Origin of the sequence: Campylobacter sp. MIT 12-5580 (assembly GCF_005406235.1) — a bacterium.
Lineage (GTDB): Bacteria > Campylobacterota > Campylobacteria > Campylobacterales > Campylobacteraceae > Campylobacter_D.
This window is the reverse complement of record NZ_NXLK01000008.1, coordinates 45,367-70,251: the sequence shown is the minus strand read 5'-3', so window position 1 is coordinate 70,251 and position 24,885 is coordinate 45,367. Positions and strand designations below refer to the sequence as shown.

24 protein-coding genes and 1 pseudogene are annotated in these 24,885 nt (G+C 35.2%); 4 read left to right on the top strand and 21 right to left on the bottom strand.

Going from position 1 to position 24,885, the window contains the following annotated elements; all coding sequences use genetic code 11:
• Positions 1 to 1,377, bottom strand: a pseudogene (locus CQA38_RS08005) (cache domain-containing protein); the annotation flags it as partial.
• Positions 1,378 to 1,751: 374 nt separating this feature from the next.
• Here CQA38_RS08005 and CQA38_RS08000 point away from each other — a divergent pair.
• Both CQA38_RS08000 and CQA38_RS07995 read left to right on the top strand, forming a co-directional pair.
• Positions 1,752 to 2,132, top strand: a complete 381-nt coding sequence (locus tag CQA38_RS08000) for an ornithine carbamoyltransferase (protein WP_137633480.1) — start codon at positions 1,752 to 1,754, stop codon at positions 2,130 to 2,132.
• Positions 2,125 to 2,733 carry an RsmD family RNA methyltransferase gene (locus CQA38_RS07995; protein WP_137633479.1) on the top strand — a complete coding sequence of 203 codons (609 nt, stop codon included), beginning with the start codon at positions 2,125 to 2,127 and terminating at the stop codon, positions 2,731 to 2,733. The genes CQA38_RS08000 and CQA38_RS07995 overlap by 8 nt, the downstream gene beginning before the upstream one ends.
• Here CQA38_RS07995 and xseA read toward each other — a convergent pair.
• The 11 genes from xseA to lysA all read right to left on the bottom strand — a co-directional run bounded on the left by xseA (position 2,709) and on the right by lysA (position 14,779).
• Positions 2,709 to 3,872 (bottom strand): exodeoxyribonuclease VII large subunit, encoded by a 1,164-nt coding sequence (xseA, locus tag CQA38_RS07990; RefSeq protein WP_137633478.1) that lies wholly within the window; start codon positions 3,870 to 3,872, stop codon positions 2,709 to 2,711. The two genes, CQA38_RS07995 and xseA, sit on opposite strands and share 25 nt — an antisense overlap.
• Complete coding sequence (ubiE, locus tag CQA38_RS07985) at positions 3,869 to 4,582, bottom strand: bifunctional demethylmenaquinone methyltransferase/2-methoxy-6-polyprenyl-1,4-benzoquinol methylase UbiE (RefSeq protein WP_137633477.1); 714 nt, start codon at positions 4,580 to 4,582, stop codon at positions 3,869 to 3,871. Before ubiE ends, xseA begins: the two co-directional genes overlap by 4 nt.
• Before the next feature lie 15 nt (positions 4,583 to 4,597).
• Positions 4,598 to 5,014, bottom strand: coding sequence for a peroxide-responsive transcriptional repressor PerR (perR, locus tag CQA38_RS07980; protein ID WP_137633476.1), 417 nt, complete (start codon positions 5,012 to 5,014; stop codon positions 4,598 to 4,600).
• Between the two features lie 130 nt (positions 5,015 to 5,144).
• On the bottom strand, positions 5,145 to 6,998 hold the full coding sequence (gene dxs / locus CQA38_RS07975; RefSeq protein WP_137633475.1) for a 1-deoxy-D-xylulose-5-phosphate synthase: 1,854 nt from the start codon (positions 6,996 to 6,998) through the stop codon (positions 5,145 to 5,147).
• A complete protein-coding gene (gene fliH / locus CQA38_RS07970; protein ID WP_137633474.1) occupies positions 6,995 to 7,846 on the bottom strand; it encodes a flagellar assembly protein FliH in 852 nt (283 codons plus the stop codon). The genes dxs and fliH overlap by 4 nt, the downstream gene beginning before the upstream one ends.
• Before the next feature lie 9 nt (positions 7,847 to 7,855).
• Positions 7,856 to 8,884, bottom strand: coding sequence for a flagellar motor switch protein FliG (gene fliG, locus CQA38_RS07965; protein ID WP_034904855.1), 1,029 nt, complete (start codon positions 8,882 to 8,884; stop codon positions 7,856 to 7,858).
• Positions 8,884 to 10,572, bottom strand: coding sequence for a flagellar basal-body MS-ring/collar protein FliF (gene fliF / locus CQA38_RS07960; RefSeq protein ID WP_137633473.1), 1,689 nt, complete (start codon positions 10,570 to 10,572; stop codon positions 8,884 to 8,886). The genes fliG and fliF overlap by 1 nt, the downstream gene beginning before the upstream one ends.
• A 26-nt stretch (positions 10,573 to 10,598) precedes the next feature.
• A complete protein-coding gene (gene hisC / locus CQA38_RS07955) occupies positions 10,599 to 11,690 on the bottom strand; it encodes a histidinol-phosphate transaminase (RefSeq protein ID WP_137633472.1) in 1,092 nt (363 codons plus the stop codon).
• A 19-nt stretch (positions 11,691 to 11,709) separates the two neighbouring features.
• Positions 11,710 to 12,774 carry a prephenate dehydratase gene (gene pheA / locus CQA38_RS07950; RefSeq protein WP_137633471.1) on the bottom strand — a complete coding sequence of 355 codons (1,065 nt, stop codon included), beginning with the start codon at positions 12,772 to 12,774 and terminating at the stop codon, positions 11,710 to 11,712.
• Complete coding sequence (locus tag CQA38_RS07945) at positions 12,771 to 13,535, bottom strand: HAD-IIA family hydrolase (protein ID WP_137633470.1); 765 nt, start codon at positions 13,533 to 13,535, stop codon at positions 12,771 to 12,773. The genes pheA and CQA38_RS07945 overlap by 4 nt, the downstream gene beginning before the upstream one ends.
• Positions 13,536 to 13,537: 2 nt before the next feature.
• Positions 13,538 to 14,779 carry a diaminopimelate decarboxylase gene (lysA, locus tag CQA38_RS07940; protein ID WP_137633482.1) on the bottom strand — a complete coding sequence of 414 codons (1,242 nt, stop codon included), beginning with the start codon at positions 14,777 to 14,779 and terminating at the stop codon, positions 13,538 to 13,540.
• A 177-nt stretch (positions 14,780 to 14,956) separates the two neighbouring features.
• Here lysA and CQA38_RS07935 point away from each other — a divergent pair, with 177 nt between their 5' ends.
• On the top strand, positions 14,957 to 15,415 hold the full coding sequence (locus tag CQA38_RS07935; protein ID WP_137633469.1) for a DUF411 domain-containing protein: 459 nt from the start codon (positions 14,957 to 14,959) through the stop codon (positions 15,413 to 15,415).
• A gap of 11 nt (positions 15,416 to 15,426) precedes the next feature.
• A complete protein-coding gene (locus CQA38_RS07930; RefSeq protein ID WP_137633468.1) occupies positions 15,427 to 16,014 on the top strand; it encodes an isochorismatase family protein in 588 nt (195 codons plus the stop codon).
• Positions 16,015 to 16,180: 166 nt separating this feature from the next.
• Here the strand turns inward: CQA38_RS07930 and CQA38_RS07925 are convergent, their stop codons facing one another.
• From CQA38_RS07925 to accD, 9 genes are all read right to left on the bottom strand, one after another.
• Entirely contained in the window at positions 16,181 to 17,824 is a 1,644-nt protein-coding gene (locus CQA38_RS07925) for a flagellar hook-basal body complex protein (protein WP_137633467.1), read from the bottom strand.
• Between the two features lie 25 nt (positions 17,825 to 17,849).
• Positions 17,850 to 18,578 (bottom strand): flagellar basal body rod modification protein, encoded by a 729-nt coding sequence (locus tag CQA38_RS07920; protein WP_137633466.1) that lies wholly within the window; start codon positions 18,576 to 18,578, stop codon positions 17,850 to 17,852.
• Positions 18,579 to 18,628: 50 nt separating this feature from the next.
• Positions 18,629 to 20,761, bottom strand: a complete 2,133-nt coding sequence (locus CQA38_RS07915; RefSeq protein WP_137633465.1) for a flagellar hook-length control protein FliK — start codon at positions 20,759 to 20,761, stop codon at positions 18,629 to 18,631.
• Between the two features lie 21 nt (positions 20,762 to 20,782).
• Entirely contained in the window at positions 20,783 to 21,109 is a 327-nt protein-coding gene (locus CQA38_RS07910; protein ID WP_137633464.1) for a hypothetical protein, read from the bottom strand.
• Between the two features lie 195 nt (positions 21,110 to 21,304).
• A complete protein-coding gene (locus CQA38_RS07905) occupies positions 21,305 to 22,222 on the bottom strand; it encodes a tRNA-dihydrouridine synthase (RefSeq protein ID WP_137633463.1) in 918 nt (305 codons plus the stop codon).
• A 3-nt stretch (positions 22,223 to 22,225) separates the two neighbouring features.
• Positions 22,226 to 23,212, bottom strand: coding sequence for a hypothetical protein (locus CQA38_RS07900; RefSeq protein WP_137633462.1), 987 nt, complete (start codon positions 23,210 to 23,212; stop codon positions 22,226 to 22,228).
• Positions 23,209 to 23,565 (bottom strand): RNA polymerase-binding protein DksA, encoded by a 357-nt coding sequence (gene dksA / locus CQA38_RS07895; RefSeq protein WP_137633461.1) that lies wholly within the window; start codon positions 23,563 to 23,565, stop codon positions 23,209 to 23,211. Before dksA ends, CQA38_RS07900 begins: the two co-directional genes overlap by 4 nt.
• Before the next feature lie 9 nt (positions 23,566 to 23,574).
• Positions 23,575 to 24,027, bottom strand: a complete 453-nt coding sequence (locus tag CQA38_RS07890; protein ID WP_137633460.1) for a 23S rRNA (pseudouridine(1915)-N(3))-methyltransferase RlmH — start codon at positions 24,025 to 24,027, stop codon at positions 23,575 to 23,577.
• Positions 24,028 to 24,030: 3 nt separating this feature from the next.
• Positions 24,031 to 24,873 (bottom strand): acetyl-CoA carboxylase, carboxyltransferase subunit beta, encoded by an 843-nt coding sequence (gene accD, locus CQA38_RS07885; protein WP_137633459.1) that lies wholly within the window; start codon positions 24,871 to 24,873, stop codon positions 24,031 to 24,033.
• Positions 24,874 to 24,885: the final 12 nt, after the last annotated feature.

Genomic DNA, 24,885 nt, shown 5'->3' with positions numbered 1-24,885 from the left:
TACTCTGTGTTGTAAGACATCAAGTAAGCGATTTAATACATTTTTAAGTTCTATGAGTTGAGGATTTTTAGGATGAGCTGTGATTCTTGCACTTAGATCACCTTCTTCTACTATATGCACGGTTTGCACTGATTGTTGGACGGCTTCTTGATCTTGAGTTAAACCAATCTGCGTTTTTTGGATACTTTCGTTAATCGCCAAAGCCATTAAACCAAGCTCATCATGTGCCTTTGGAGGAAGAGACTTTGGCATGGTGTTTGTTTTATGATTGATATAATCAAAAAAACTAAGAAGCTGTTTGGAGATATTGTTTATCCTTGAAACTATTGCTTTTCTTACATAAAAAATCGTAAATACAACTCCTATAGATAAACACACAAGCACCATCAAAATAATCATTCGCCTCAAATCATAAACAGGTGCAAAAATAGACTCTTGCGGGGCAACAACAGCTGAAACCATATATCCTAATTTACCCAAATCAAGAATTTTTATCCCAGCAAAAGTTGTTGTGCCTTGTATATTTTTATAACTTATAAGAGCGTCTTGTTTGTTTTGTATGGCATTGAGCAGGGCAGCTGCACTTGGATCAGTATTTATTGCGGTAAAGGATTTGCCAATCACATCTTTATTTGGGTGAGCAACGACATTTGCTTGAGAACTTAGCAAAGCACGATAATCTTGATCAAAAACAGAAAATCGATCAGATAAAACATTTTTAGATAAAGCCTCTTCATCAATAAACATTCCTACTACACCTATAACTTTATGATTTTTATCAAACAAAGGATAATTCACACCAAAACCAAACCTACTCTCAAAATTTCCTATACTTTGCCAGCTTGGCTCACCCATGGTTTCTTGTCCTGTTTGCAAAGCCTTTTGCACAGAATCAAAATGAGCGATCGCCCCATCAGCTTGCAAAATTTCAACTCCGCCTTTTTTATCGATATTTGTATCAGTCACAAGTATCATAAATTCATTATTTGGCAGTTTATATTTACTATCCATAACCTCGCCATTTAGCACACTTGTATCTTTAAGATAAACATACGCATAAGTTGCATACGAAGTCGCATCAATCGCAAAATAAATTTGATCTTTGATCTGCTCTTGCAAACCCTGATCTTCAAGTAGCAATTCTTCTATACTATCTTGAGAAAGCTTTAAAACGGCGATAATCTCTTTCATATAGCTATCAATAACATTACTTACCCTTGCAGCAACATTAGCGATGAGTTTTTGAGACTCTTTTTCTTGAATTTTTGCTGAGCTGTTTGTTAAAAGTATGGTCATTACGATCATACAAAAGGCAAAAACTGCAACAATACAGGCACTTGCTTTTGTGCCTAAACTCATTTGGTTTAAGAACTTCATTATTTCTATCCTTATTTTAAGTAGTGTAAAAACTCTTCAACAAAGCTTTATAAGTTTTCATTCTATCTTAAAAAGGTGTCGCAGTGTAAAATACAAAAAAAAAAAAAACGGAAAATTCAAATTTAATGTTACTTTTTTTCACATTATAAGATATTTTTAATGAAAAATTATAAATTTTATCCTTAAAAATATCTTAATTAATATGAAAATTATCGGCTATTAAAAGATCAATAAATCAAAAAAATATTTTACAATACAAGCTCAAATTAATATTTTAAGATAATATAGCAATTTTAAAAGAGCAAAACCAAAAAATTCCAAAAAAATTTGATATAATGCGTATTTTAAGAATAAAAATAAATTAAAGTCAAAAAATGAAAATAGCTCTAGAATGCAAAGATATTATCCTTGAAAATGCCTTAAGACTCTTTTTAAGAGAATATTTGGTGATGAAAAAGGATTGCGATTTTTTGGTGTGTGATGAAAAAAGCAATGAACTCAAGCCACAATTCATCATCGCCAAGTCCTCAAGCCAACTTAGCGTGCCTTTTAGCAAGGAACAGCTTTTAAATGCCTTACTTGAATTTCATACCGCACTTTGCGAGCTTGCTGAAAAAAAAGCTTTGGAGAAGAAAAAAGCTCTAGAAGAAAAGATAGAGCATATCGCAAGTGAGTTTAGAAAAAGTTATCAAAACGAGATTGACAGGGCTATTGATGCCTTAAAAACTAAGCTTCTTAGCGCCCTTGATGAATAAAAACGCGTCTAATAAAAAACTTTTTACCCTCATACAAAGTGGTAAATTTAAAGGCAAAAAGCTCATTTTACCAAGTTTAGAGACAACAAGAAGCACAAAAAGTATAGTCAAAGACTGCGTTTTCAATGTCTTGCAAAACCAACTCAACAATAGAATTTTCATAGAAGCTTTTGGTGGAAGCGCTGTAATGGCTGCGAGCGCTTTAAGCCATTATGCTTTAAAAGCTTATGCTATAGAAAAAGATGCTAAAGCTTATGAGATAGCTCTTTTAAACGCAAAGAGTATTGATGAAAATACGCTTTTTGTGCATAAAGCAGATAGTTTTGTGTTTTTGCCACACTTGCTTGAAACGCTTCAAGATGAAGTTATCATTTATCTTGATCCGCCTTTTGATATACGAGCTGGTTTTGAGGATATTTATGAAAAAATTATCAATTTGATCTTAAATTTGCATAATAAAAATATAGTTTATATCATCATCGAACATCACTGCAAAATATTATTTGATAAAAATTTAGGTGAATTCAAGCAAATCAAACATAAAAAATTTGGCAACACAAGTTTGAGTTTTTACGCTCATAAAAGTTTAGCTTCTCTTTGAGTGTCCTGAGAACAAAGTGTGATGATATCATCTTTTGAAAGTTCTTCAAGGCGAATTTTTTGTCCATTTTTTTGGATGCTTACAAGATCTTTGCTCTTTTGGAAAAAAGCTTCGTGCTGCAAAAAAGCGTTATTTAAACTCATAAGTTTGAGCTTAAAATGTTCGAGTTTGTTGCGTATAAGCGAATTGAGTTGTTTTTGTAAAAACTCAATTTGTTTGATCTTGTCCTCGATGATGGTGTGCAAAGATTTGGCTTTAAAAAGCCTTTCAAGGCTCAGCAAAGAAAAATTCGCATTATGAATTTTGTTTTTCAAACAAGTTTTAAGAGCAAACTCAAGCTCATCAAGCTTTTGCTCAAGTTCATTTTTACTCATAAAAATAAGATCAATCGCCGCACTTGGTGTTGGAGCCCTAAAATCAGCCACAAAATCACTAATCACATAATCAATCTCGTGTCCAATAGCCGATATAATAGGCGTTTTAGCGTGAAAAATCGCTCTTGCTAAACCCTCATCGTTAAAACAAAACAAGTCCTCCCTACTTCCACCACCCCTTGCAATAATGATGAGATCAAAACCATATTCATCAGCCCTTTGCAAAGCTCTTATGAGAGAATTTGGCGCAATACTTCCTTGAGTAAGGGCATTGAAAATATAAATTTGGGCTAAAAAATAGCCTTTTTGGTTGATAAGCTTAAGCATATCTTGCAAAGCAGCAGAAGTTAAGGAAGTGATAAGGGCGATTTTTGAGGGAAAATTTGGCAAGGGTTTTTTGTGGATTATTTCAAACAACCCTTCTTTTTCAAGCTTTTCTTTAAGAGCTAAAAACTGCGCTTCTAAATCACCAAAGCCCGAATTTTTCATATCTTTAGCGATAAACTGATACCGCCCACTTTCAGCATATAAGCTCACAAAGCCATTTAATTCTAAAAAATCCCCTACTTTTGGCTTAAAATCAAGCCTTGAATTAAAGCCTTTAAACATAGCGCAGGCTATACTTGATTTTTCATCTTTTAAGTCAAAATACCAATGCCCTGAACCATGAAAAGTGATCTTAGAGACTTCTCCACTAAGGCTAATATTCTCAAAATGCGCCTCAAGCAAGCTTTTTGCTTTAAGGTTAAGCTCGCTGACTTTCATTTTTCTTTTATGGCAACAAACATTGAACTTATACCAAAACTCAAACTTTCATAATACATCATCTTAAAACCAGCTTCTTCAAGCTCTTTAATCAGCTCTTCCTTGCTTAAAAACGCATCAATTGAATGGGGAAGGTATTCATAGGCTTGAGAATTTTTACTGATGAATGAACCAATTTTTGGTAGTATGTATTTAAGATAAAAATCCCTTATCCAAGCGACAAGCCCACCTTTTTCTCTTTTTGTAAATTCTAAAATCAACAAAATCCCACCCTTATCAAGCACTCTAAAAAACTCTTTTAAAGCCTCTTTTCTTTGCACGACATTGCGAATTCCATAACTTATACTGATGATATTTGCGCTTTTATCTTTAAGGGGAAGTTCTTGGGCTTTTGCCTCGATAAATTCAAGTTTTGAAAAGCGTTTCTTAGCAATTTCAAGCATTGAAGTGCTTGGATCTATACCGATGAGAGAAGAGATGGATTTGTGTAACTCTTTAGCCTTTGCCTGCCAAATTTCAAGCATATCGCCTGTCCCGCATGCTACATCAACGATTTTGAGTTTTTTATGCTCATCAAAGCATTTAAGCACTCTTTCACAAGCCTTTTTTCGCCAGCTTATATCTACTCCAAAACTTAAAATTCTATTTGCTTTGTCATAACTTGGAGCAATTTGGTTAAACATTTCTACGATTTGTTCTTGTTTTTGCATACGCTTTCCTAAAATTTAGCGTTGGCGACATTTAGAGCAACCATCAACCCTTGCACTTATGCTTAAATGATCGATTAAATTGCCTATCTTTTTTTCTATCTCTTCTTGATAAAGGGCTAAATTTGTGTCTTTGAAATTAAGATCATCTATATGACCACACCTTGAGCAAACAAGGTGAATATGTGGCTCTTCGTATATATCATAATATGTTTTTTGATTAGGCACATTGACTTCAACAACCAAACCTTGTTCTTGTAAGGTATTGAGATTTTTATACACGGTGGCAAGTGAGATTGATGGGTATTCTTCGCGCACTTGCTTATAAAGTTCGTCTATATTTGGGTGTTCGTGGCGTTTAAGGATTTTAAGCACGCAAAGCCTTTGTGGAGTAGCTTTTAAATCGTGATTTTTTAAGAGTTGCACAAGTTCCATAAACGACCTTTTTTGTAATTTTATTTATTGTGTAATAATACAAAAAAAAGTTTAAAATAAGTTTATACTAAAGGATATTTTTTATTATTTAAGAATTTACAAACTTTGTTTATATATACTTAAATTTATTTTAAGGCTGCGCGTATCGCTTTATCTGCAAAGCTAAACTTTGTGTATCTAAGCCTAAACTTTGTTCAACCTCATTTGTTTGTCCGTGGGTGATAAATTCATCTTTGTATTCAAAGCTGATGATTTTAACTTTTAAGTTATAAATTTGCACGAAAGTTTCAAGCAAACTTGCTACACCACCAATCCTTGCACTATCACTAAAAACAAACCAAATTTGACTTTGCAAGGCAAGTTCTTTTAAAAGCACCTCATCTAAAGGCTTAGCAAAAATCAAGTCAATCAAATTTGCATAGTCTTTCAAACCTTCTTTTTCAAGGTATTTAAGCGCTCCAAAAGCCCTACCAACACCTTGTCCGTAGCCTAAAAATGCGATTTTGCTTTCATTTTTTATGAGCCACTGAGCCTTTGCTTGCTTTATCTTAGAAGGCTTAAACTCATCATTAAGTAAAAAGCTTCCCCTTGGATAGCGAAAAGCTATGCAACCTTGATGATGATAAGCATAACGCATAACTTCTTTCATCATCGCTTCATCTCTTGGTGCGATAAGGGTTAAATTTGGCACACAGGCTAAAAAGCTTATATCAAAAGCTCCTTGGTGCGTTTCGCCATCCTCACCAACAATGCCAGCTCTATCTATGGCAAAAACTACATTTAAATTCATAATCGCACAATCATGTATGATTTGATCATAAGCGCGTTGCAAAAAGGTGCTATAAATAGCGATAAATGGCTTAAAGCCTTCTCTTGCCATAGCTGCCATAGAAGTTACAGCGTGTTGCTCGGCAATCGCCACATCAAAAAATCGCTCTGGATAAGCTTCTATAAGCTTTTCAAGCCCTGTTCCACTTGGCATAGCTGCTGTAACACCTACTATATCATCAAATTCTTTGGCAAGTTCAAGTAAATTTAAAGCAAAAAGCTCTGTGGCTGACTTTGATGTGTTTGAGCTTTTCACAGCTTGTCCGGTTTGTATGTCAAAAGCACCTACGCCGTGCCATTTAGCATTTTTACCCTCAGCCTTTTCATAACCCTTGCCTTTGATGGTTTGAGTATGCACTATACAAGGTTTTTGCATAGCTTTGGCTTTTTTTAGGGCGGGGATAAGTTCGTTTAAATTATGTCCATTAATCACACCTATATACTCAAGTCCTAACTCTTCAAACAAAATTCCCGGAGTTATAAGCTTAAAACTCTCCTCAAAACGTTTTGCCATATAAGTTGCACTTTGAGGCAGATAACTTAAAACGCCTTCAACGCGCCTTTTAAATTTTTGATACAACTCACTTGCCATAGCTCCTGAAAGATATCTTGATATCGCTCCAATTGGCTTACTTATACTCATTTCATTATCATTTAAGATGATAACACAAGGATATTTTCTCTCGCCAAGCTCATTTAAGGCTTCATACACCATACCAGCACTCATTGCTCCATCGCCGATTAAAGCTATGGGTGTGCGGTTTTGCTTTTTTAGCTTTATCGCTTTACAGGCTCCAACAAGCAAGGATATGCTTGTGCTTGAATGCCCGGCGACAAAATAATCCCCCTCCGTTTCTTTAGTATAGCCACTTAAGCCCCCAAACTGCCTAAGCGTATGAAAAAAATCAGCCCTACCGGTAAGAAGTTTGTGTGCATAGCTTTGATGAGAAACATCAAAGATAAAAGGATCATTTTTATAATCAAAAACGCAGTGCATAGCAATGCTAAGCTCCACAACACCTAAATTTGAGCTTAAGTGTCCGCCGTTTTTGCTTACAACTTCTATAATTCTTGTTCTTAAATTTGCGGCAAGCTCATTTAAAGCTTGCAAATCAAGCTCTTGAAGCCTTTCATGCTCTATGCTTAAAGCTGTCATTGGCTAACCATTTTTTTGATTTTATTTAGACGAGAGTTTAAATTTGATTCTATGTTTCCTACATCGCTAAGCACGATAACACTACCCTTTGAGATAGCATCATCAAGACTAACTTTAAGATGGGTAAGTTCTTTAAGCTCGGATTTTACAAAATCATAATCACTTGGGCTTACTTTAAGTTCTATACTTGCAGCACCTTTAAGCTCTGAAATAAGCTCTTTTGAGAGATTTAAAGCAATTTGGGCTGAATTTTCCTCAAGCTCTTTGTTAATCACTTCTTTTGCGATTTCAATAGCAGTATTGGCAAGCTCTTGTTCGTTTTTAGCCACAAACACATCTAAATTCGCACATGCCTCATCAAGCTTAGCCACACTTTTAAGATATTTATCTTTAAGCTCATTTGTTTCTTTATCAAACTCAGCTTTTGCCTTGTTATACCCTTCTTGAGTAAATTTTTCTTTTGCTCCTTCAAGCTCGGCATTTAAGCGGTTGTTAAATTCACTTTCTTGACTTTCAATTTGCATTTGAAGCTTGATGATATTGCCAGACATTTCATCAGTTTTTTTCAACAAATCCTCGACAAAGCTTGACTGAAAAGGAGCATTTGCCTCACTTTTGTTTTCTTCTTCTAATGGGGCTTGCAAAGTTGGCTCAGCTACTTGTGGGCTAGGTTTTTCTTCCAAAGGCATAGCCGGGGTAGTGGCTGGAGGAACTGGCGCATTTAAAGCCTCTTGCATGCGGTTTTGTTCCTGAGTGCTTGCAAATTCACTCATTACCTTAAAATGATAGTTCTCGACGATATGTTCGTTTGCATTGCTTTGTGAAATTACATTGGTATTTTTTGCCATAGTTTAAGCCTATTCTATCATCTCATCAGCTTCGCCGGTTTGAACTAATCCTTGCTCTGCAAGTCTTTGCACAACCTCGACAACTTTTCTTTGCGATTCCTCAACATCTTTAACCCGAACAGCTCCTAAAAAGCCCATTTCTTCAAGGAAAGCTTCGCTCGCACGAGTAGACATATTAGCAAGAAATTTTTGCTTAAGCTCTTCACTTGCGCCCTTAAGTCCCACCATAAGATCCCTTTTATCAGCAACTTTAAGAATTTCACGGATTGCTTGTGTGCCAAGTTTAGCAATATCATCAAAGGTAAACATTAAGTCCTTAATCGTTTCAGCAAGTTTTTCATCACTTTGCTCGATATAAGTAATGGTTGATTTAGACGCTTTTTGTCCTAAGCGGTTAAGTACTTCAGCCACAGCTCTTGGACCACCCACTTCAACCTTATAGCTTGCAAGGCTTTCAAGCTTACTTTCAAGCACAGCAGAAACCCTTTTAATAATACTTGGAGAGATATCACCAAGATTTGCCATTCTAATAACAACCTCAGCTCTTAACTCATCGCTAAAATACTCCAAAGTTTCAGCTGCATGAGTTGAATCCATATGAGCTAGGATTAAGGCTATGGTTTGAGGGTGTTCTTTGGTGATAAAGTCTGCAAGCTGTTGAGGTTTAATTTGCGCTAAGTATGCAAAATTTTGATTATTTTCCATACTTTTGGTAAGTTTTTCTAAAATTTTATTTGCAATTTCTGGACCAAAAGTTTTATAAAGTATTTCTTTGGCGTATTCTAAGCCACCGCTTTTGATGTATTGATTTGATTGAAGTAGGGTATAAAACTCTTCTAAAACAGCTGTTGCGACGGTTTTATCCACCTGCTTTGCCATAGCTATATAGCGAGAAACTTCAGTGATGATATTAATCTCCATATGAGAAAACACAACAGTTGTTACATCTTCTCCAAGTTGGATTAAAAAAATAGCGATCTTTTCTGGCATAGAAAGATCGTCATAGATCATCTTTTGTTCTTCGCTAAGCTTGATCATCACATATCCTTATGTTCGTTATATTCGCTATCATTTTCTACTAAAGTTTGAAGCAAAGTAGCGACTTCTTGACTTTTATCACTCACTAAGGCTTTTAATTTTTCAAGCAAGACATCATACTGCAACGCATCTTCATTGATACTATCACCAAAGCCAAGCTGCTCTTCCACTCTTTTTCGTGCAGCATTAAATTTCTCCAACGCATCTTCAGCATCTTCGATAAATCCAGCATCTTTTTGCTCTTGCTCTTCAGCTGCAGCAACATCTGCAAGCATTTTTTGTGTAAATGGCACGATAACTTTTTTGTAAAAGATAAAAAGTAAAATCGCTGCAATGAAGTATTTAACAGGTGGGATAAATGGCTCAATAAAGCGACCATAAAAGGTTTTAACCTTACTTTCAACCTTAACATCACTTTTTGCAAATTCCAAGTTACTCACAGCGACTGAATCACCTCTTGCGACATCATAATTTATCGTTCTTTGGACTAAATTTTGTATATTTTGAAGCTGGGTATCATTTAGTGGGATATACTCAGTTACCACTTCGCCATTTTCATTTATGCTTTCTTGGTATTTTCCATCAATCATTACCGCGGCTGAAGTGCGAAGTATGGTAGCAAATGATTTTTTTGTATTAGTAATGGTTTTTGAAATTTCATTATTTGTTGTGGTTTGATTTTTGGTGCTATACTCACCACTTGTATTATCTTGCAAGCCTTCAACTGGCGAGATATTTGACACAGCCCCTGGAACGCCTTGTATGGTTGGATCTTTAAAGCCTCTTCGCTCTTCATTTAAAGTTTGTTCGCTTCTTACAACAGTGTTTGGATCATACACTTCGCTTTGAGATTCCATTTGTGAAAAGTCAAAGTCTATATTGACATTTGCCACAACCTTATCTGTGCCGCCTACAAAAGGTGCGAGGGTATTGATAATCTTTTGCTCTAATTCTTGCTCTCTGTCTCTTTTGTATTTGATTTGAGTAGCGATTAAATCACTTTCATACGCTTGATCTTCTTCAAGGGGCACGCCCTTTTGATCGGTGATTCTTACATTCTCTTTGCCAAGTTTTGGCACAGCTGAAGCGACTATATTTTTAATACCATCAATTTGCTTAGGCGTAAGCTTTAATCCTTCTTTGATATTAAGCACAACTGAAGCTGTGGGCGGGGTTTGCCTTTCAGTAAAAACACTATCTTTAGGGATAGCTATAAGCACACTCGCCCTTTGTATAGGCTCTAAGCTTTCTATGGTGCGTGCAAGTTCAGTTTGTATGGCTCTAAGATACTTAATCCTTTGATCCTCGCTTGTAGCTCCAAACTGCTGTTGATCATAGCCTTCCCAGCCCATTTTAGAGTCTTTGATAAGTCCTTCGCTTGCTACCATCATCTTTTGTCTATAGACTTGATCTTGTGGCACTAAAATGGTATTTTCATTTTGTAAGATATAAGGCACTCCAGCTTGATCAAGTCTCGTAACGATAGCGGCTGCATTGCTTGCATCAGTATTTTCTACCAAAACAGCATAGTTTGATTTTGCACTTGAACCTGTGCCTTTATAAAGTGCTAAAAATACCAAAAACCCTATCACTACAACGATAGAAGCAGCTATTACTATACGTTGTCTTTTGCTTAGATTTTGATACAGCTGCCCGATTTGGTGCAGCATATTTTTAAATTCTTCCATACACCCTCAATCTTTTTTATATCATTTTATATGATTTTCTCAAATTCAGTAAAAAATCGTTCATTCTCATAAGGCTTGCCTATGGTGATTCTCACTGCATTTAAACCATATGATTTTAAATTTCGTATTATTATACCCTTTTTAAGCAATTTTTCAGACAAATCACTGCTATTTTTTTCATCAAAGAAATAAGTAATAAAATTTGTATAACTTGGTATAAAAGAAATTGCGTGTTTTAAAGCAAATTCTTCATACAACTTCATCTCATTAAAATTATTTTCTAAAGTTCTTGAAATGAAATCCTCATCATCTAAAGCAACCACTGCAGCTTTTAAACTTAAATTTGTTACATTAAAAGGCGCACGAAGCTTATAAAAAGCTTTAATAATCTCTTCATTTGCCACACCATAGCCTATGCGAAGCCCGCCCAAAGCATAAAGCTTTGAAAAAGTGCCAAGATATAAGGCGTTTTTATATTTTTTAAGTAATTTTTGCGGCTCTAAATGCTTTTTTTCGTCCTTAAAGCTTGCAAATTCATTATACGCAGCGTCAATTGCCACCAAACAATCCTCATCAACAAAACTTAAAAAATCCTCAACCTCACTTGCATTTAAACACTCACCCAAAGGATTGTTTGGCACGCACAAAAATACAAGCTTAATCTCATCTTTGTGCTTGCTATAAAGGGCTTTAAGCTCACTTAAATCATGCGTAATAGAGGCTGTTTTATAGCATTTTGCTCCTGTTTGCTTAGCATAAATTTCATACATCGCAAAACTTACTCCGCACTGCAAAAAAGCATTTTGAGCATTAAGCTTTGAATGCACAGCGTATTCGATGATCTGATCGCTTCCTGCCCCGATAATAAGCTCTTTTTCACTTACTTTAAATTTATTTGCAAGCTTCATTTTAAGCTCACTCATACTATCATCTGGATACAAATACGCCTTATAAGCGTTTTCTTGCAAGGCTTTTAAGGCTAATGGGGAAGTGCCAAGTGGATTTTCATTGCTTGCAAGCTTGATCACCTCACTCACTCCATACTCTCTAGCTATAAGCTCTATATCCTTACCCGGCTCGTAATTGCTTAGATTATTTAAAAAATCATTAAATTTCATCTTTTCTCCTTTTAAATTTTTACTCAGCTTTAAGATATGATCCAAGCCAAACAAGCTCTTTAAGCGATCCTATAGCTTTTTGCACTATTGCATCATCAATATGCCCTTCAAAGTCTATGTAAAAGCTATGTAAAAAGTCTTTACTTTTTACAGGACGTGATTCTAGGCGGTAGATATTGATATTTTCTTTTTTAAATGAGCTTAAAAGATCAAACAAAGCTCCGGGTTTGTGAGCTGTATGTGCTAGTATAGAGGTTTTGCAATTTGGCATTTGTGGGAATTTGTTTTCATTTAAGATTAAAAATCTTGTGCGATTTGCAGCATTATCTTCTATTTTTTCAAAAAGCACAGGCACTTTATAAAGTTTGGCTGCGATTTTTGAGCAAATGGCGGCTGAATACTCATCTTTTGAGGCTAAAAAAGCCGCGTTTGCTGTGGATTTACTCGCGATAAACTCAATCTCATTGAGGTTGTGACTTTGTATGAAATTATGACATTGATTATATCCTTGTGGGTGAGAATAAATGCGTTTGATTTGCTTTAAATCATCATTTAAACTCACAAAAGAATGGTGTATATCCATATAAAGCTCGCCAAAGATTTTTATCTCCTTAAATTTAGCCAAACAATCCATCGTAATGCCAACTGCACCTTCTGTGTTGTTTTCTATAGGCACGACTGCGTAATTTGCTTCTTTATTAGCAAGTTCTTTAAACACATCTTCAATCGTAGCTAAAGCCCTATAAGCACTCACAGCCCCAAAACGAGCCTGAGCAGCTTGATGTGTGTAAGAGCCTTCTGGTCCAAGATAAGCTACAATTTGAGGCTTTTCAAGATTTCTTGAAACGGCAAAAATTTCTTGATAAATAGCTTCGATTGCCTTTTCATCAAGCAAATTTTGCTGATTTAAGCTTTTTAAACGCTTGATAATAGCAAGTTCTCGCTCTGGACGATAAATTTGTCCTTTGTTTTTATATTTAAGTTCACCAACACTTTTTACATAAGACATTCGCTTGCCAAGTAGCTTTAAAATCTCATTATCAACCTCATCAATCTTTGCCCTCAAATCCTCTAAATTCATCATTTTTCCTTTAAATTTTGCAAAAACTCAGCCACACTAGGATAGACAAAGTCAAGCTTGCTTTCATCAAGGTTTTTTGTGCTTGAAATTTTACCACTTAAAACCAAAGCTGTTTGCATACCTTGTGCCTTAGCTTGCACCAAATCGCCCCTAAAATCATCACTAATGATAAGCGTATTTTCAAAATTTGCCCTTTTATCTTGACTTTTTAAAAGCTCTAAAGCCCTTTTATAAAAGGCAAAACTTGGCTTTCCAACCACCTCATAGCTTGCATTGCTCGCATATTCAAGCATTTTCATAATGGCTCCAACACCCGGATAAAGCCTCTCATTTTTCTTATAAATACTTGTTTCATGCAAAGCAATCACCCTTACTCCAGATTTTGCAAGCTCTATCATAGCAGCAAAATCATCCATCAAAAAGCCATCAAAACTCGCCACAAGCACAGCCTTTGCTTCTTTATAATCCAAGCTAAAACCAAGCTTTTCAAGGCTTTGTTTAAACTCGGCTGAGCCAAAAGCAGCGATTTTGCAAGGCTTAAGTAAGCTTAAAAGCACGACAAAAGGATCAATATAAGCATTATCCTTTATATCAAGTCCCTTTGCTCTTAAATGCTCTAAAAAATCAAGCTTTTTGGTATTATTTGTCACGATAACATAGGCTAAGTTTTTTTCATTTAAAAAGCTGATTAATTCCTTAGCCCCAGTAATCAAGCTTTTATCTGTATCACTTAAAAGCGTGCCTTGCACATCGATGAAAAACATATTTATCCTTCTTTCAAACACTCAAGCTCATCTTGCACTAAAGTTTCAAAGCTTTGTCTTTTGCGGATAAGTTTGATTTGTGTTTTGTCATTTTCATCTTTGAATTTGGCAAGCTCGCATACTTTTGGGCGGGTATTATAATTGCTACTCATAGAAAAACCATACGCCCCAGCATTTTTAATCACGAGTATATCTCCATTTTTGCTTTGCTCTAAAAGCCTATCTTTAGCAAAAAAATCCCCACTTTCACAAATTCCACCCACCACATCACAAAGACTTTTTTCGCCTTCATTATAAGGTAAAACTATCTCATGATAGGCATTATAAAGGCTTGGGCGTAAAAGATCGTTCATAGCCGCATCTGTTATAATAAAGCGTTTTGAAGGTGTGATCTTTTCATACAGCACGCTACTTACTAGCTCACCAGCTCGTGCAACCAAAAAGCGTCCCGGCTCAAGTGCTATGGTAAGATCAAGCCCACTTAAAGAACTAAGCACGCCTTGAGCATAAGCATATAAGTCTGGCTCGCTTTCGCCTTCATAAGAAACACCTAAACCACCGCCTATATCAAAAAATTTAAGCTCTATATTTAAGGCTTTTAACTCACGCACAAGTTTGGCTACAAGGGCGCTTGCCTCGTGTATTGGGCTTATATCAAGAAGTTGCGAGCCTATGTGAAAATGAATACCAACTGGCTCTAAAAATTCACTTTTATGAGCGTAAAGATACATTTTTCTTGCAAGATCAAAGGCAACGCCGAATTTATTAACATTTAGCCCTGTAGAGATGTAAGGGTGGGTTTTTGCATCGACATTTGGATTTACTCTTATGCTGATACGAGCTTTAATACCTAGCTTTTTTGCCACATTTTCAAGCACATACATTTCAGCTTCGCTTTCAAGATTGATATACAAAATATCATATTCAAGAGCCTGTTTTAGCTCAAGCTCGCTTTTTCCCACTCCACTAAAAATGATCTTATAAGGCTTAGTGCCAACTTGTAAAGCCCTTTTTACCTCGCCTATACTTACGCAGTCAAATCCACTATCAAGCTCTTTAAGCAAAGACAAAAGGCTTAAATTTGAGTTAGCTTTCATGGCATAAAAAATTTGAGATTTTCTTGCTTTAAAGGCTGTTTTTAAACGCAAAAAACGTTCTTTAATCATATCAAAATCATAGATATAAAAAGGAGTGCCAAACTCCTTTGCCAAAGCCTTATAATCAAATTTTAAATCCGCACTCATCAAAACGCCTTTTATCATTTAAAAATGCAAATTATAACAAAATTTTGCTTAAAAGGCGTATATTGCTTTACTTTTTAGCATAAGAATGAATAAAAAATCGTTTTTTATTCATTTTGCAAACATAATGTTAGCAAAGCGTGTTACAATACTTTAATTTCAAATTGAAAAGGAGCAGCAATGAAAAAGATTGTTTTAGCGTGTCTTTTAACCCTGCCACTTTTGGCAAATGACAAGCTTATCGAACTTTATGAAAGCAAAACTTGTGGGTGTTGTGATTTGTGGGCAAAATATATGCAAGAAAAGGGCTATACACTCAAGGTGCATAAAAGTGATGATTTTATGCAAATAAAATACAAAATGAATATCAAACCAGAATTTCAAAGTTGTCATACAGGTATCATCGCAGGCTATGCTATAGAAGGGCATATGCCAGAATCAGCCGTATCGTGGCTTTTAAAAGAAAAACCAAAAAATGTGATAGGCTTGGCTGTGCCGGGTATGCCTCAAGGAAGTGCTGGTATGGAGCAAGGCTTTGAAGATGAAGAATATCCAGTGATTGTTATGATGAAAGATGGTAGCTCTAAGCTTTATGGGATTTACAAAGGGCAAAAGCTCATTCAAAAAGGCGAAATCTAAAAGGAGAAAATATGCAAACCTTACTACAAAAAGATGAAAGCCTACTTTTAGGGCTTGACATACAAGAAAGACTTATCCCAGCAATGTTTTACAAAGAAAAAGTGCTGAAAAACGCTCAAATTTTACTTACTGGGGCAAGAAAACTTGGCATAAAAACGCTCATAAGCGAGCAGTATCCAAAGGGTTTGGGTAAGACTGATGAGGCTTTGAAATTTAAAACTATAGCTGATTTTAACGCCTTAGATCATAATGATGAAAGCCCTCAAGTAAGGCTTTTTGAAAAAATTTCTTTTAGTGTAATGAATGATGAAGCGATCGCAAAATGCATAAAAAGCACAAATTGTAAAAGCTTAGTCTTTTTTGGCATAGAAACACATATTTGTGTTTTGCAAAGTGTGATTATGGCTTTGAAAATGGGCTTTGAAGTATGGCTTATCGAAGATGCTCTAAGCTCAAGAAGCAAAGAAAATCACAAAAATGCTTTGCGTTTTATGCAAACTTGCGGAGCAAAAATCATCAATACTGAAAGCTTTTTATTTGGCTTGATGAGTGATGCAAAAAACGAACACTTTAAAGCCATTAGCACTTTGATCAAATAGCCTTTTACAAGACTTAAAACACAAATTTGAGCTTGAGAATTTAACTTGAGCTCAAACTTTTTGATATATGCTTGCAAATTTTTATAAAAACAAAGCAAAACAAATATTTTGCTTGATTAAAAACTTTTAACTCTTTAACTCGAAACTTATTCATAGTGTTTTAAATTTAATTTTTCATATTGATGGCTCTTTGTATCATCTCATCACTTGTTGTGATACTTTTTGAGCTTGCATCAAAAGCTTTTTGCATAACGATGAGATTGGTTAGCTCCATGCTTAAATCCGCATTTGATTGCTCTAGCTTGCCCCCAACAAAGCTTGCTGTGTAGTTAAAATCGCCATTTTGATCATAAATAAAAGTCGGCGCTCCACTATTTGAAGTTTGCATAAAATTATTGCTACCAGCTGAAGCTAAGCCTTGTTCGTTGATGAAATTATACAAAGCAAGCTTGCCTACAACAGCGGTGCGTCCATTGGTAAATTGCGCGACTAAAGAGCCATCTTTGCTGATATCATATTGCGAGAAAAAGCCCTCAGCAAAGCCATTCGATCTTACAACAAGTTCATCATTTGAGTTAGAATTTTTGTTGATATAGACTCCATCATAGCCAGAGCCTACATTTGCATTTAAAGGTGTGCCAAGATTGACACTAATCGTGCCACCATTTGGATTTGGCACACTAGTAAGTGAGTTAGCGATCAAGGCTCCGTTTTGATTAAATACCAAATTTCCATTACTCAAACCGCCGACTAATTCGCCTTCACTATTATACACCCCAGCACTTATGCTGTATTCGATATTTTCGCCAACTTGAGGCAATACACGAGAAAGCGTGTAACGCAAGGTGCTTCTTGATCCATCGCTATTATACACATCAGCTTCTAAAGTCTTATTATCTGCGCTTTCTTGCTCAGTAGCTAAAACTGCAGAGTCTATATACAAGCTATCCCGGTCAAGCCCAGCTAAATCCACAGCATTGGTTTGATAGTTTAAATTTTCATCTAAAATCGCTTCTATGCTTGATGTTACGCCATTTGCGTCTTTGAAATTTAAAATCACTCTTTCGCCAGCCTTAGCGCTGAAAATATCAGCTCTATTAACAGAGCCACTTGCAACGATCTTACCCTCATCATTTGTAGCGATATTTATGTTATTTGTATTTAATTCTACTTTTACGCTTTGAGTTTTAGTTTCAGCATTTAAACTCCCTTTAAAACTCACACTTGTGGTAACTTCTGGAGGAAGATATAAATTCTTAGGCACTGAAAGTATGCTTTGTGTTGTTGTTGCACCTATGCTAAAATCTTGATTTACATTGTTTATAGTCCAGCCTGAAGTAACTGCGCCTGAGCCTAAATTTGTTCCCATAAGAGAAGAAACTCTGTCGCTAAAGCTCATTTGGGAAAAATTTGGATTCATCGTGCCTAAAACATAGTTTCCAAAGCTATCGACTAAATTTCCATTTCCGTCCCTTGAAAAAGAACCATTTCTCGTATAATAAGCTTGATTATTTGCCCCTAAAACGCCAAAAAAACCCTTGCCGTTTAAAGCCACATCAAACTCACCATCACTTGTCATAAACGAGCCTTGTTCAAAAACAACCTTACTTGCCGAACCTGTGCCGCCAAAGCCTGATTGGGCAGGGTTGGTTGATTGAGAGCTTGCTCTTTGATAAAAAATATCTTCAAATTCAGCAGAGGAGTATTTAAAGCCCGGAGTATTGATATTTGCTATATTATTTGCACTTATATCTATCCCAAAATTTTGAGTTTTGATACCATTTACTCCATTATAAAATCCGCTAAACATAACTCCCCCTTTGTCTTTTTAATTTTTAGCTAATCTCAGCTATTTTATCAAATTTCACATACTGCCCAGCGATTTGAGCCTCAGGCACGCCGTCTTTGAATCGGATACTTTCTATAGGATATGCTCCATACGCACTAGTAGAAGTGCCTCCATCAACATCAGTATAGCTTACCTTCATCGAGTAATTGCCAGCTCCGACATAATTGCCCTTATCATCTCTGCCATCCCAATCAATAGTGTTTGTGCCGACTTTAAGATCATCTTTTGCCACTTTAATGCTTCGCACCACATCACCGCTTGCATTAAGCACTTGAAAAGTCGCCCCGTCTTTTGTCTCTTTAGGAAGATACATTTTGGCTGAAATTTTTTCAGTCGCGCTTGTGAGTTTAAAGGTGCTTTCTGTAATCACAGCTGTTCTTCCTATGGCATTAAGCACGGATAAATTTCCACTTGAAAGCATAACATCTGAAAGCTGAGTCATAGTCTCAACCATTTTTTCCATAGTGGTATTTGTATTTTGTTGCATTTCAAGAGCAGCAAGTTGTGAAGTTTGCGTAAGCATTTTATCACTATCCATAGGATCGGTTGGATCTTGGTGTTGCATTTCTATCAACAAAAGTTTCAAAAATGCGTCTTTATCCAGCATCGCATTTGAGGCTGCTGAACTTGCACTTGAATTATTTGTTGAGCTTGTGTTTGTTGTCGCTGTCGTTGTCGGCGTGGTAACTGAATTGGTTGTTGTTGCTAAAGCCATCTTACTCTCCTTGTGATTTTATCTTTATTTAAAGCAATTTTTGTTCCAAGTTAAAAATATCTTGCTAAAACAAGCTCTAGGGTATTGTTTTCACTTGTATTTTCAAACTCGCTTTCATAATTAAAAGCATTTTTGTTTTTGTTTTGTCCTTGATTTTGCTCTTTTTTGCTTTGATCGCTAAAGTTCATTTCAAGCCCTGTAAATCCCATATTTACAAGTGAATTTTTAAACTCAGCTTGGTTTTGGATAAATAAGTTCATCGCATTGGTATTGGTATTAAAATTGATATGTAAATTACTTCCTCTTTGGATCAAAGTAACCTCAACTTCACCTAAATTTGATGGATTTAAGGTGATATTAAGCTTGGTAATTGGAGCTTTGTAATTTGCCATTTGCTCTTTTAAATCATTTGCAAAATGTTGCAAAGTCTCTTTAGCATTTACTGCTGATTTAAGCTCATTTCTTGATACTTGAGCTAAATCCTTAATCAAAGAATTTAACTCGCTATTATCGCTTTTATTGATATTTAAGGTGCTTTCCTCACTACTTTTTTGCGTACTTTCTTTGCCAAAATTCAAGTTTTGTTGTTCTTTTGAAGCATTTTGGTTTTGCTCGCTATTTGCGTTATTTTGCGCGTTTGAGTCTAAGTTTTCTTTGGTATTGATCTTGTTTAAGATATTTTCAAAAGCAGGTTTTACATCTGTACTTTTAAAATCTTTATTTTCTACTCTTACGCTCTCACTCATAGTTTTTATCTCACTTGCAAGTTTTACTTGCTCGTTTGAGTTTGCTTTTATCTCACTTTTTGGTGTGCTTTTTTCTTTTGTAAGTTCTTTTGTATTTTGATTATGTATTGTTTCAAGCTCATCTTTTACATCAAAATCATTTTTTGTTATGATTTTTTCTGCATTTTTTGGCTCAGCATTTTGAGTTTTTAAAGCTTGGTTTTGAGTTGCTTTTTCATCTTCGTTTTGAATTTGTGTTTGTATTTTTTCTTTTTCTTTTACCAATTTAGAGTTTAAAATTTGAGTATTTTGTCCTTCTTTACTCACTTCTTTTGTAAGATCTTGAGTTTGGCTTTTAGTTTCTTTTATCTCTTGAGTTTGATTAAAGCTCTTAGAAGAAGCCTTTGTGTTTGGCTCATCTTGTAAGATAAAGGTATTTTCTTTTATGCCCTTTTCAGTGCTAGGTGTTTGCAAAGAAGCGTTTGAGCTGTTTTTGGCTGTGTTATTAAGCTTATCGTTGATAGCTTCTTTTGAGCTTAACACTTGCAAAGTGCTTTTAAATTCATCTTTTTGTGTGTTTAAAGTGCTGTTTTTAGCTGTTTTTTCGCTTATATTTTCTTTTGTATTTTCTATTTTGCTATCTAAATGATCGATGATTTTATCTTTAGGCTCTTTACTTGGCGAGCTTGTGTCGATTTTTGTAGCTTTGGTGTGAGTCAGTTCATCAGTATTTTCACTCACTAAAGTTTTTTTGTTTTTGTTTTCTAAATCCAAGCTTTTTAATGCTTTTGAAAGTAAATTTGTAGCATCTTTTGAATTTGATTTTTGTGTATTTTGCTTACTTTCTAAGCCCTCAAGTGCGGCAGCTATTTTGGTGTTGAGATATTGCTTGAATACATTTTCAATAGACTTGTTAAAAAACTCAGCCTTGTTTAAATTTGGAAAAGCTTCTTTAAGTTCAAGCAAGCGATCAACCTTGATGTTTGAAACATTTAAATTTAAGCCTTTAGCAAGCTCTAAGAGTTCGCCTAAATTTTTTGCACCTTTTAAAGCTTCAAGATTGCTTTGTGTGCTTAAAAGCTGTTGAGTTTGGCTTGAAAGATTGCCAAGCTTGATATCTGTGCTTTGAATTTGAAGTTTTTCTAAAACTCCCAAAACCTCCATGAAGCTTAAGGACTCAAATATAGACTCGTTCTTACTCTCATCAAAACTGCCAAAGCCTCCTAAAAGATCGCTTTTTTCAAGCATAGCTCTTGCATCTTGTAATACTTCTTGTTCGCTGATTTGTAAGCGTTCTGGCAAAAATTGATTCGTCTCATCGATAGCTTGGACTAAATTTGCTAAAAAGCTTTGCCCCTCATCACTACTTACTGAACTTGATGAGCTTGCTGGCTCGCTCGCACTTGTTTTTACTTGCTTGAATGCAAGATCGATGATATCACTTTTTGCCGCTAACATAATATTTCCTCGTAATTTTTTTTATAAAAATGACTCTTGAGCTAAATGTGGAAATGATGAGCGCAAGCTTTCACTTGGATAAATTTTAAGCATAATATTTGCTTCATTCATCTCCTCGATAAACTCTAAAAGCTCGTTTAAATCGCGAGCACTTTTGATCTTTTCATAGTTTTTTTCATCATTTAAGATTGCAGAAAGTTCTGCTGAAATTCTTACCATTTTTTCATCTTGTGCCTTTGCTTTTAAATTCTCAAGCAAGCTTAAAACTTGCAATACAAGCTCAGGTTTTTTTGCACTTAATTCCTCTTTGAAAGTCTCTAAAGCTTCTAATTGAATCGGCTTTGACATTTTTGTCTCCTTAAAATAAAATATTTTCTCTAAGAAAAGCAAGTTTCGTTCCAACTTTTAAAATTTCAAAAAATAAAAACTAAACTCAATGTAGCAAAAACTTACAAAAAGCAAAAAAGTTAAAAATCTACAAGAAAAATGATTACATTAAAATAAAAATTACAAAAGATTAAGAAGTATAAAAGCAAAAAACACTTAAAAAAATGCCTCAAGTTCTTGCTGCATAGCCTTTGCATTCTCGCAGCGATTGATCTTGTCTCTAAAAGCTGAAGCGTCCTTGTAGCCTTTGGAATATTCGTGCAAATGCTTTCTAAAAAGCTTCACGCCTTGCTCGCCGTAGTGTTTAAGCATAGCTTCAAAATGAAAAGAAATGATTTCTTTTTTTAAGCTTTCACTGACTTTTTCACCGTTTTTAATCTCATAAAAAATCCAAGGCTTACCTATGCTAGCCCGCCCTATCATCAAAGCATCGCTTTGTGTGAAAGCTAAGACTTCTTTAGCATTTTCAAAGCTTATATCTCCGTTTGCTACTACTGGGATTTTTACAGCTTTTTTAGCTTTTAAAATACCTTCATAATCGGCCTTTCCGCTGTAAAGTTGCTTTCTTGTTCGTGCGTGTATGCTGATAAAATCAGCTCCGGCTTGCTCGCAAGCTTGTGCGATTTGATCTGGGATTTTTTCCTCAAAGCCAAGTCTAAATTTCACACTTAGGCTTTTTTTCTTAGAATGCGTTTTTATCGTGCTAACAAGGCTTTTTAAAAGCTCTAAATTTAAAAGCAAGCTAGCACCTGCGTTTTGTTTGATGACTTTATTGACCGGGCAACCGCAGTTAAAGTCTATACCATCGATAAATTCAAAGTCATTTAAAAGCAAAACTGCTTTTTTAATCACTTCTTTATCAGCACCTGCGATTTGAACTATGTATGGATTTTCAAGGCTTGATTTTTCAAGCATTTTAAGGGTTTTTTTGCTCTCATACACCAAAGCATTTGAGCTTATCATCTCACTTATGGTTAAATCAGCGTTAAATTTTTTTACCACTTCCCTAAAAGGCAGATCAGAAAAACCTGCCATAGGAGCAAGGATTAAAGGCTTTTGAGTAAAGTCTATCATTATTTATTGCACGAGCGTGTTAAAATCAACTTTTTTGTGATGTTCTCTTGCTAAAAGTATGATATTGAACTCTTCATACTCTTTAGAACTCATTTTTAGCTCAAGTCTTAACTCATCAAAAAGCCCAAATTCAGCCAAGATAAACAAATACGCTTTAAGCGCATCGCTATTTTGCTCTTTAAGTTTTTTAAAGATCGCTATTAAAGAATCTGGATCAAGTTTTTTAGTGCTTAATTTAGCGATATCAAGGTATTGCTTTTCACTTAATACCGCTTCATTAAGCAAGCTTTCAAATTCTTGATTATTCATTTGCAAGTTGCCTTGTTCAAAACGTTTGAAAAGCTCGGTGATTTGTTGAGCGTTTTTATGCAAACTCAAACTTTGAATTTGCTTGAAAGTGCCAAGTTTTAAAAGCTCTTCAAAAGCGATAAGATCGAGTTCGTTTTGAAATTCTTTTTTATTTTTGAGTCTTAAAAATGCGTAATTTATATCGTTTAAAATGGTGTTTTTTTCATTAAGTTGCACAAGTGGATTTTCTTGATCAAGTTTAAATTTCTTTAAATTGACGCTTTTTTGCTCTTTAAGCTCACTTAAGATATCAAGCACTTCATTTAATTTATCATTATTTGGAATTTTTTCAAATGTTTTTAAACTTTTTACTAGCTCGGCTGCATTTTGAAATTCTTTGATTTTAAAATGTGGCTTAGGATTTTTTTCTAAGAGTAAATCAAGAGCAAAATGTTGAAATTTGCGAGCATCACTATAAAAATCTTTTGTTTTTAAATACCGCAAAAAGGTATAAAAACTCATATGTAAAATCGCACAAACAAACAAAAACACTACCGGCAAAACAACCCAAACCACCACCGGCAAGGTAAATTCATACCCTCCAAACATAAGGGTAAATTCAGCATTACTCACATGATAAACAAAGGCTCCTAACAAGACTAAATAAAGCAATCCTGAGAATATAAAAAGCTTGATCCTCATAGTTTTTCTCCTTTTTCTATACTTTGACGACAATTAATGCAATATTTTGCATGAGGCTTGATCTTAAGGCGTTCGATACTAATATCTTCTTCGCAAGATTCACAAATTCCATAAATACCTTGCTTGATCTTAGAAAGCGAATTTTCAATCTCGTCAAGCTCTTGTTTGAGATTTGAATTTATAGTTTGTTCAATCTGTGAGCTTGTGTTAATGCTTGAAAAGTCAATATTATCATTTGGTTCTGAATTATACAAATCCTCGATTTCTTGAGTATTGCTATCAAGCTGATTTAAGATAAGTTTTTTTCTCTCTTCTAAAATTTTTTGAAAACTTTTGAGTTTTGATTTATCCATTTGAAGCCTTTATTTGTGATATGGGTGTTGATAGTGCAGACAAAAAGCGCGGTAAATCTGCTCTAAAAGAACGATTTTAACAAGATGATGAGCAAGGGTGAGTTTGCTTAAAGATAAACTTAGATCAAAATTTGAAAGAAAGCTTTTTTCAAAGCCATACGCCCCACCGATAAAAAAGCTTAACTCACTTTTATCTACCAAAAGCCTTGAAAATTCTAAACTATCAAAGCTTTTGCCCCGCTCATCAAGAATGATACTATAGCCTTTTTTATGTGCTAACATTGGCTCTTCATAGCTTTTTTTCGCTTCACTTGCGCTAAGTTTTTGAGCATTGGCGATTTTGTTGTTAAATACATTGTATTCACTTAAACGCGCATAATGACTAATAAGCTTGGTGTATTTATGTTCAAGGTTTTGAAATTCACCTTGTTTTTTTTGCACGCAAACGATATGAATTTGCAAAGCCTAACTCCTACTTAAGAGCTTTAAAAAATCGCTAATACACTGCTTAAGCTCACTTCTTTGCACGATAGCATCAATAAGTCCGTGTTCAAGTAAAAACTCAGCCCTTTGAAAGCCTTCTGGCAAATCAGCCCCTATAGTCTGCTTAATCACTCTTGCTCCTGCAAAGCCTACTAAAGCACCCGGCTCAGCGATAATAATATCGCCTAAAAAAGCAAAAGAAGCTGAAACCCCACCCATAGTAGGATCAGTAAGCACACAAATACAAGGCAACTTCTCATCAGCTAAAAGTTTTAAGGCTGCTGAGGTTTTACTCATTTGCATTAAAGCAAAAGTGCTTTCTTGCATTCTTGCTCCACCTGAAGCACAAACGATGACAAGAGGAGTTTTATTTGTTATAGCCCTTTGCACCGCTCTTACAACCTTTTCGCCCTCAACCGAACCTAAAGAGCCGCCCATAAAAGCAAAGTCAAATACAACAAGTTGAGTTTTTACGCCATTCATCAAACATTCGCCGCTGATTGCCGCACTTTTTCGCCCTGTTTTTTCTTCACTTTCACTCAAACGCTTTTTATAAGACTTGCTATCTACAAATTTAAGTGGATCAATAGCGTGCAAAGCTGCGTCATACTCTATAAAAGAACCCTCATCACTTAAAAGCTCTATCCTTTGAAGCGGAGAAATTCTCATATGAAAATTACATTTTGGGCAGACATTATTTGAGCTTTGTATCTCTTTGTAATACATTAAAGCATGGCAATTATCGCATTTTACCCAGTGATTTGGTGCTTCACTTGGCGAAGCTTGTTTGCGTCTTATACCTGAAAAAAGTTCTAAAAAATTCATTCTTTAAGCCTT

Coding starts and splice junctions, on each gene's coding strand:
- CQA38_RS07995 (WP_137633479.1), top strand. CDS start 2,125: ATGAATAAAAACGCGTCTAATAAAAAACTTTTTACCCTCATACAAAGT.
- fliF (WP_137633473.1), bottom strand. CDS start 10,572: ATGGAAGAATTTAAAAATATGCTGCACCAAATCGGGCAGCTGTATCAA.
- CQA38_RS07910 (WP_137633464.1), bottom strand. CDS start 21,109: ATGTCAAAGCCGATTCAATTAGAAGCTTTAGAGACTTTCAAAGAGGAA.
- hisC (WP_137633472.1), bottom strand. CDS start 11,690: ATGAAATTTAATGATTTTTTAAATAATCTAAGCAATTACGAGCCGGGT.
- CQA38_RS07945 (WP_137633470.1), bottom strand. CDS start 13,535: ATGTTTTTCATCGATGTGCAAGGCACGCTTTTAAGTGATACAGATAAA.
- dksA (WP_137633461.1), bottom strand. CDS start 23,565: ATGGATAAATCAAAACTCAAAAGTTTTCAAAAAATTTTAGAAGAGAGA.
- pheA (WP_137633471.1), bottom strand. CDS start 12,774: ATGATGAATTTAGAGGATTTGAGGGCAAAGATTGATGAGGTTGATAAT.
- fliG (WP_034904855.1), bottom strand. CDS start 8,884: ATGATCAAGCTTAGCGAAGAACAAAAGATGATCTATGACGATCTTTCT.
- CQA38_RS08000 (WP_137633480.1), top strand. CDS start 1,752: ATGAAAATAGCTCTAGAATGCAAAGATATTATCCTTGAAAATGCCTTA.
- ubiE (WP_137633477.1), bottom strand. CDS start 4,582: ATGCAAAAACAAGAACAAATCGTAGAAATGTTTAACCAAATTGCTCCA.
- CQA38_RS07905 (WP_137633463.1), bottom strand. CDS start 22,222: ATGATAGACTTTACTCAAAAGCCTTTAATCCTTGCTCCTATGGCAGGT.
- CQA38_RS07935 (WP_137633469.1), top strand. CDS start 14,957: ATGAAAAAGATTGTTTTAGCGTGTCTTTTAACCCTGCCACTTTTGGCA.
- lysA (WP_137633482.1), bottom strand. CDS start 14,779: ATGAGTGCGGATTTAAAATTTGATTATAAGGCTTTGGCAAAGGAGTTT.
- xseA (WP_137633478.1), bottom strand. CDS start 3,872: ATGAAAGTCAGCGAGCTTAACCTTAAAGCAAAAAGCTTGCTTGAGGCG.
- dxs (WP_137633475.1), bottom strand. CDS start 6,998: ATGACAGCTTTAAGCATAGAGCATGAAAGGCTTCAAGAGCTTGATTTG.
- CQA38_RS07930 (WP_137633468.1), top strand. CDS start 15,427: ATGCAAACCTTACTACAAAAAGATGAAAGCCTACTTTTAGGGCTTGAC.
- CQA38_RS07925 (WP_137633467.1), bottom strand. CDS start 17,824: ATGTTTAGCGGATTTTATAATGGAGTAAATGGTATCAAAACTCAAAAT.
- CQA38_RS07920 (WP_137633466.1), bottom strand. CDS start 18,578: ATGGCTTTAGCAACAACAACCAATTCAGTTACCACGCCGACAACGACA.
- fliH (WP_137633474.1), bottom strand. CDS start 7,846: ATGGCAAAAAATACCAATGTAATTTCACAAAGCAATGCAAACGAACAT.
- CQA38_RS07900 (WP_137633462.1), bottom strand. CDS start 23,212: ATGAGGATCAAGCTTTTTATATTCTCAGGATTGCTTTATTTAGTCTTG.
- accD (WP_137633459.1), bottom strand. CDS start 24,873: ATGAATTTTTTAGAACTTTTTTCAGGTATAAGACGCAAACAAGCTTCG.
- CQA38_RS07915 (WP_137633465.1), bottom strand. CDS start 20,761: ATGTTAGCGGCAAAAAGTGATATCATCGATCTTGCATTCAAGCAAGTA.
- perR (WP_137633476.1), bottom strand. CDS start 5,014: ATGGAACTTGTGCAACTCTTAAAAAATCACGATTTAAAAGCTACTCCA.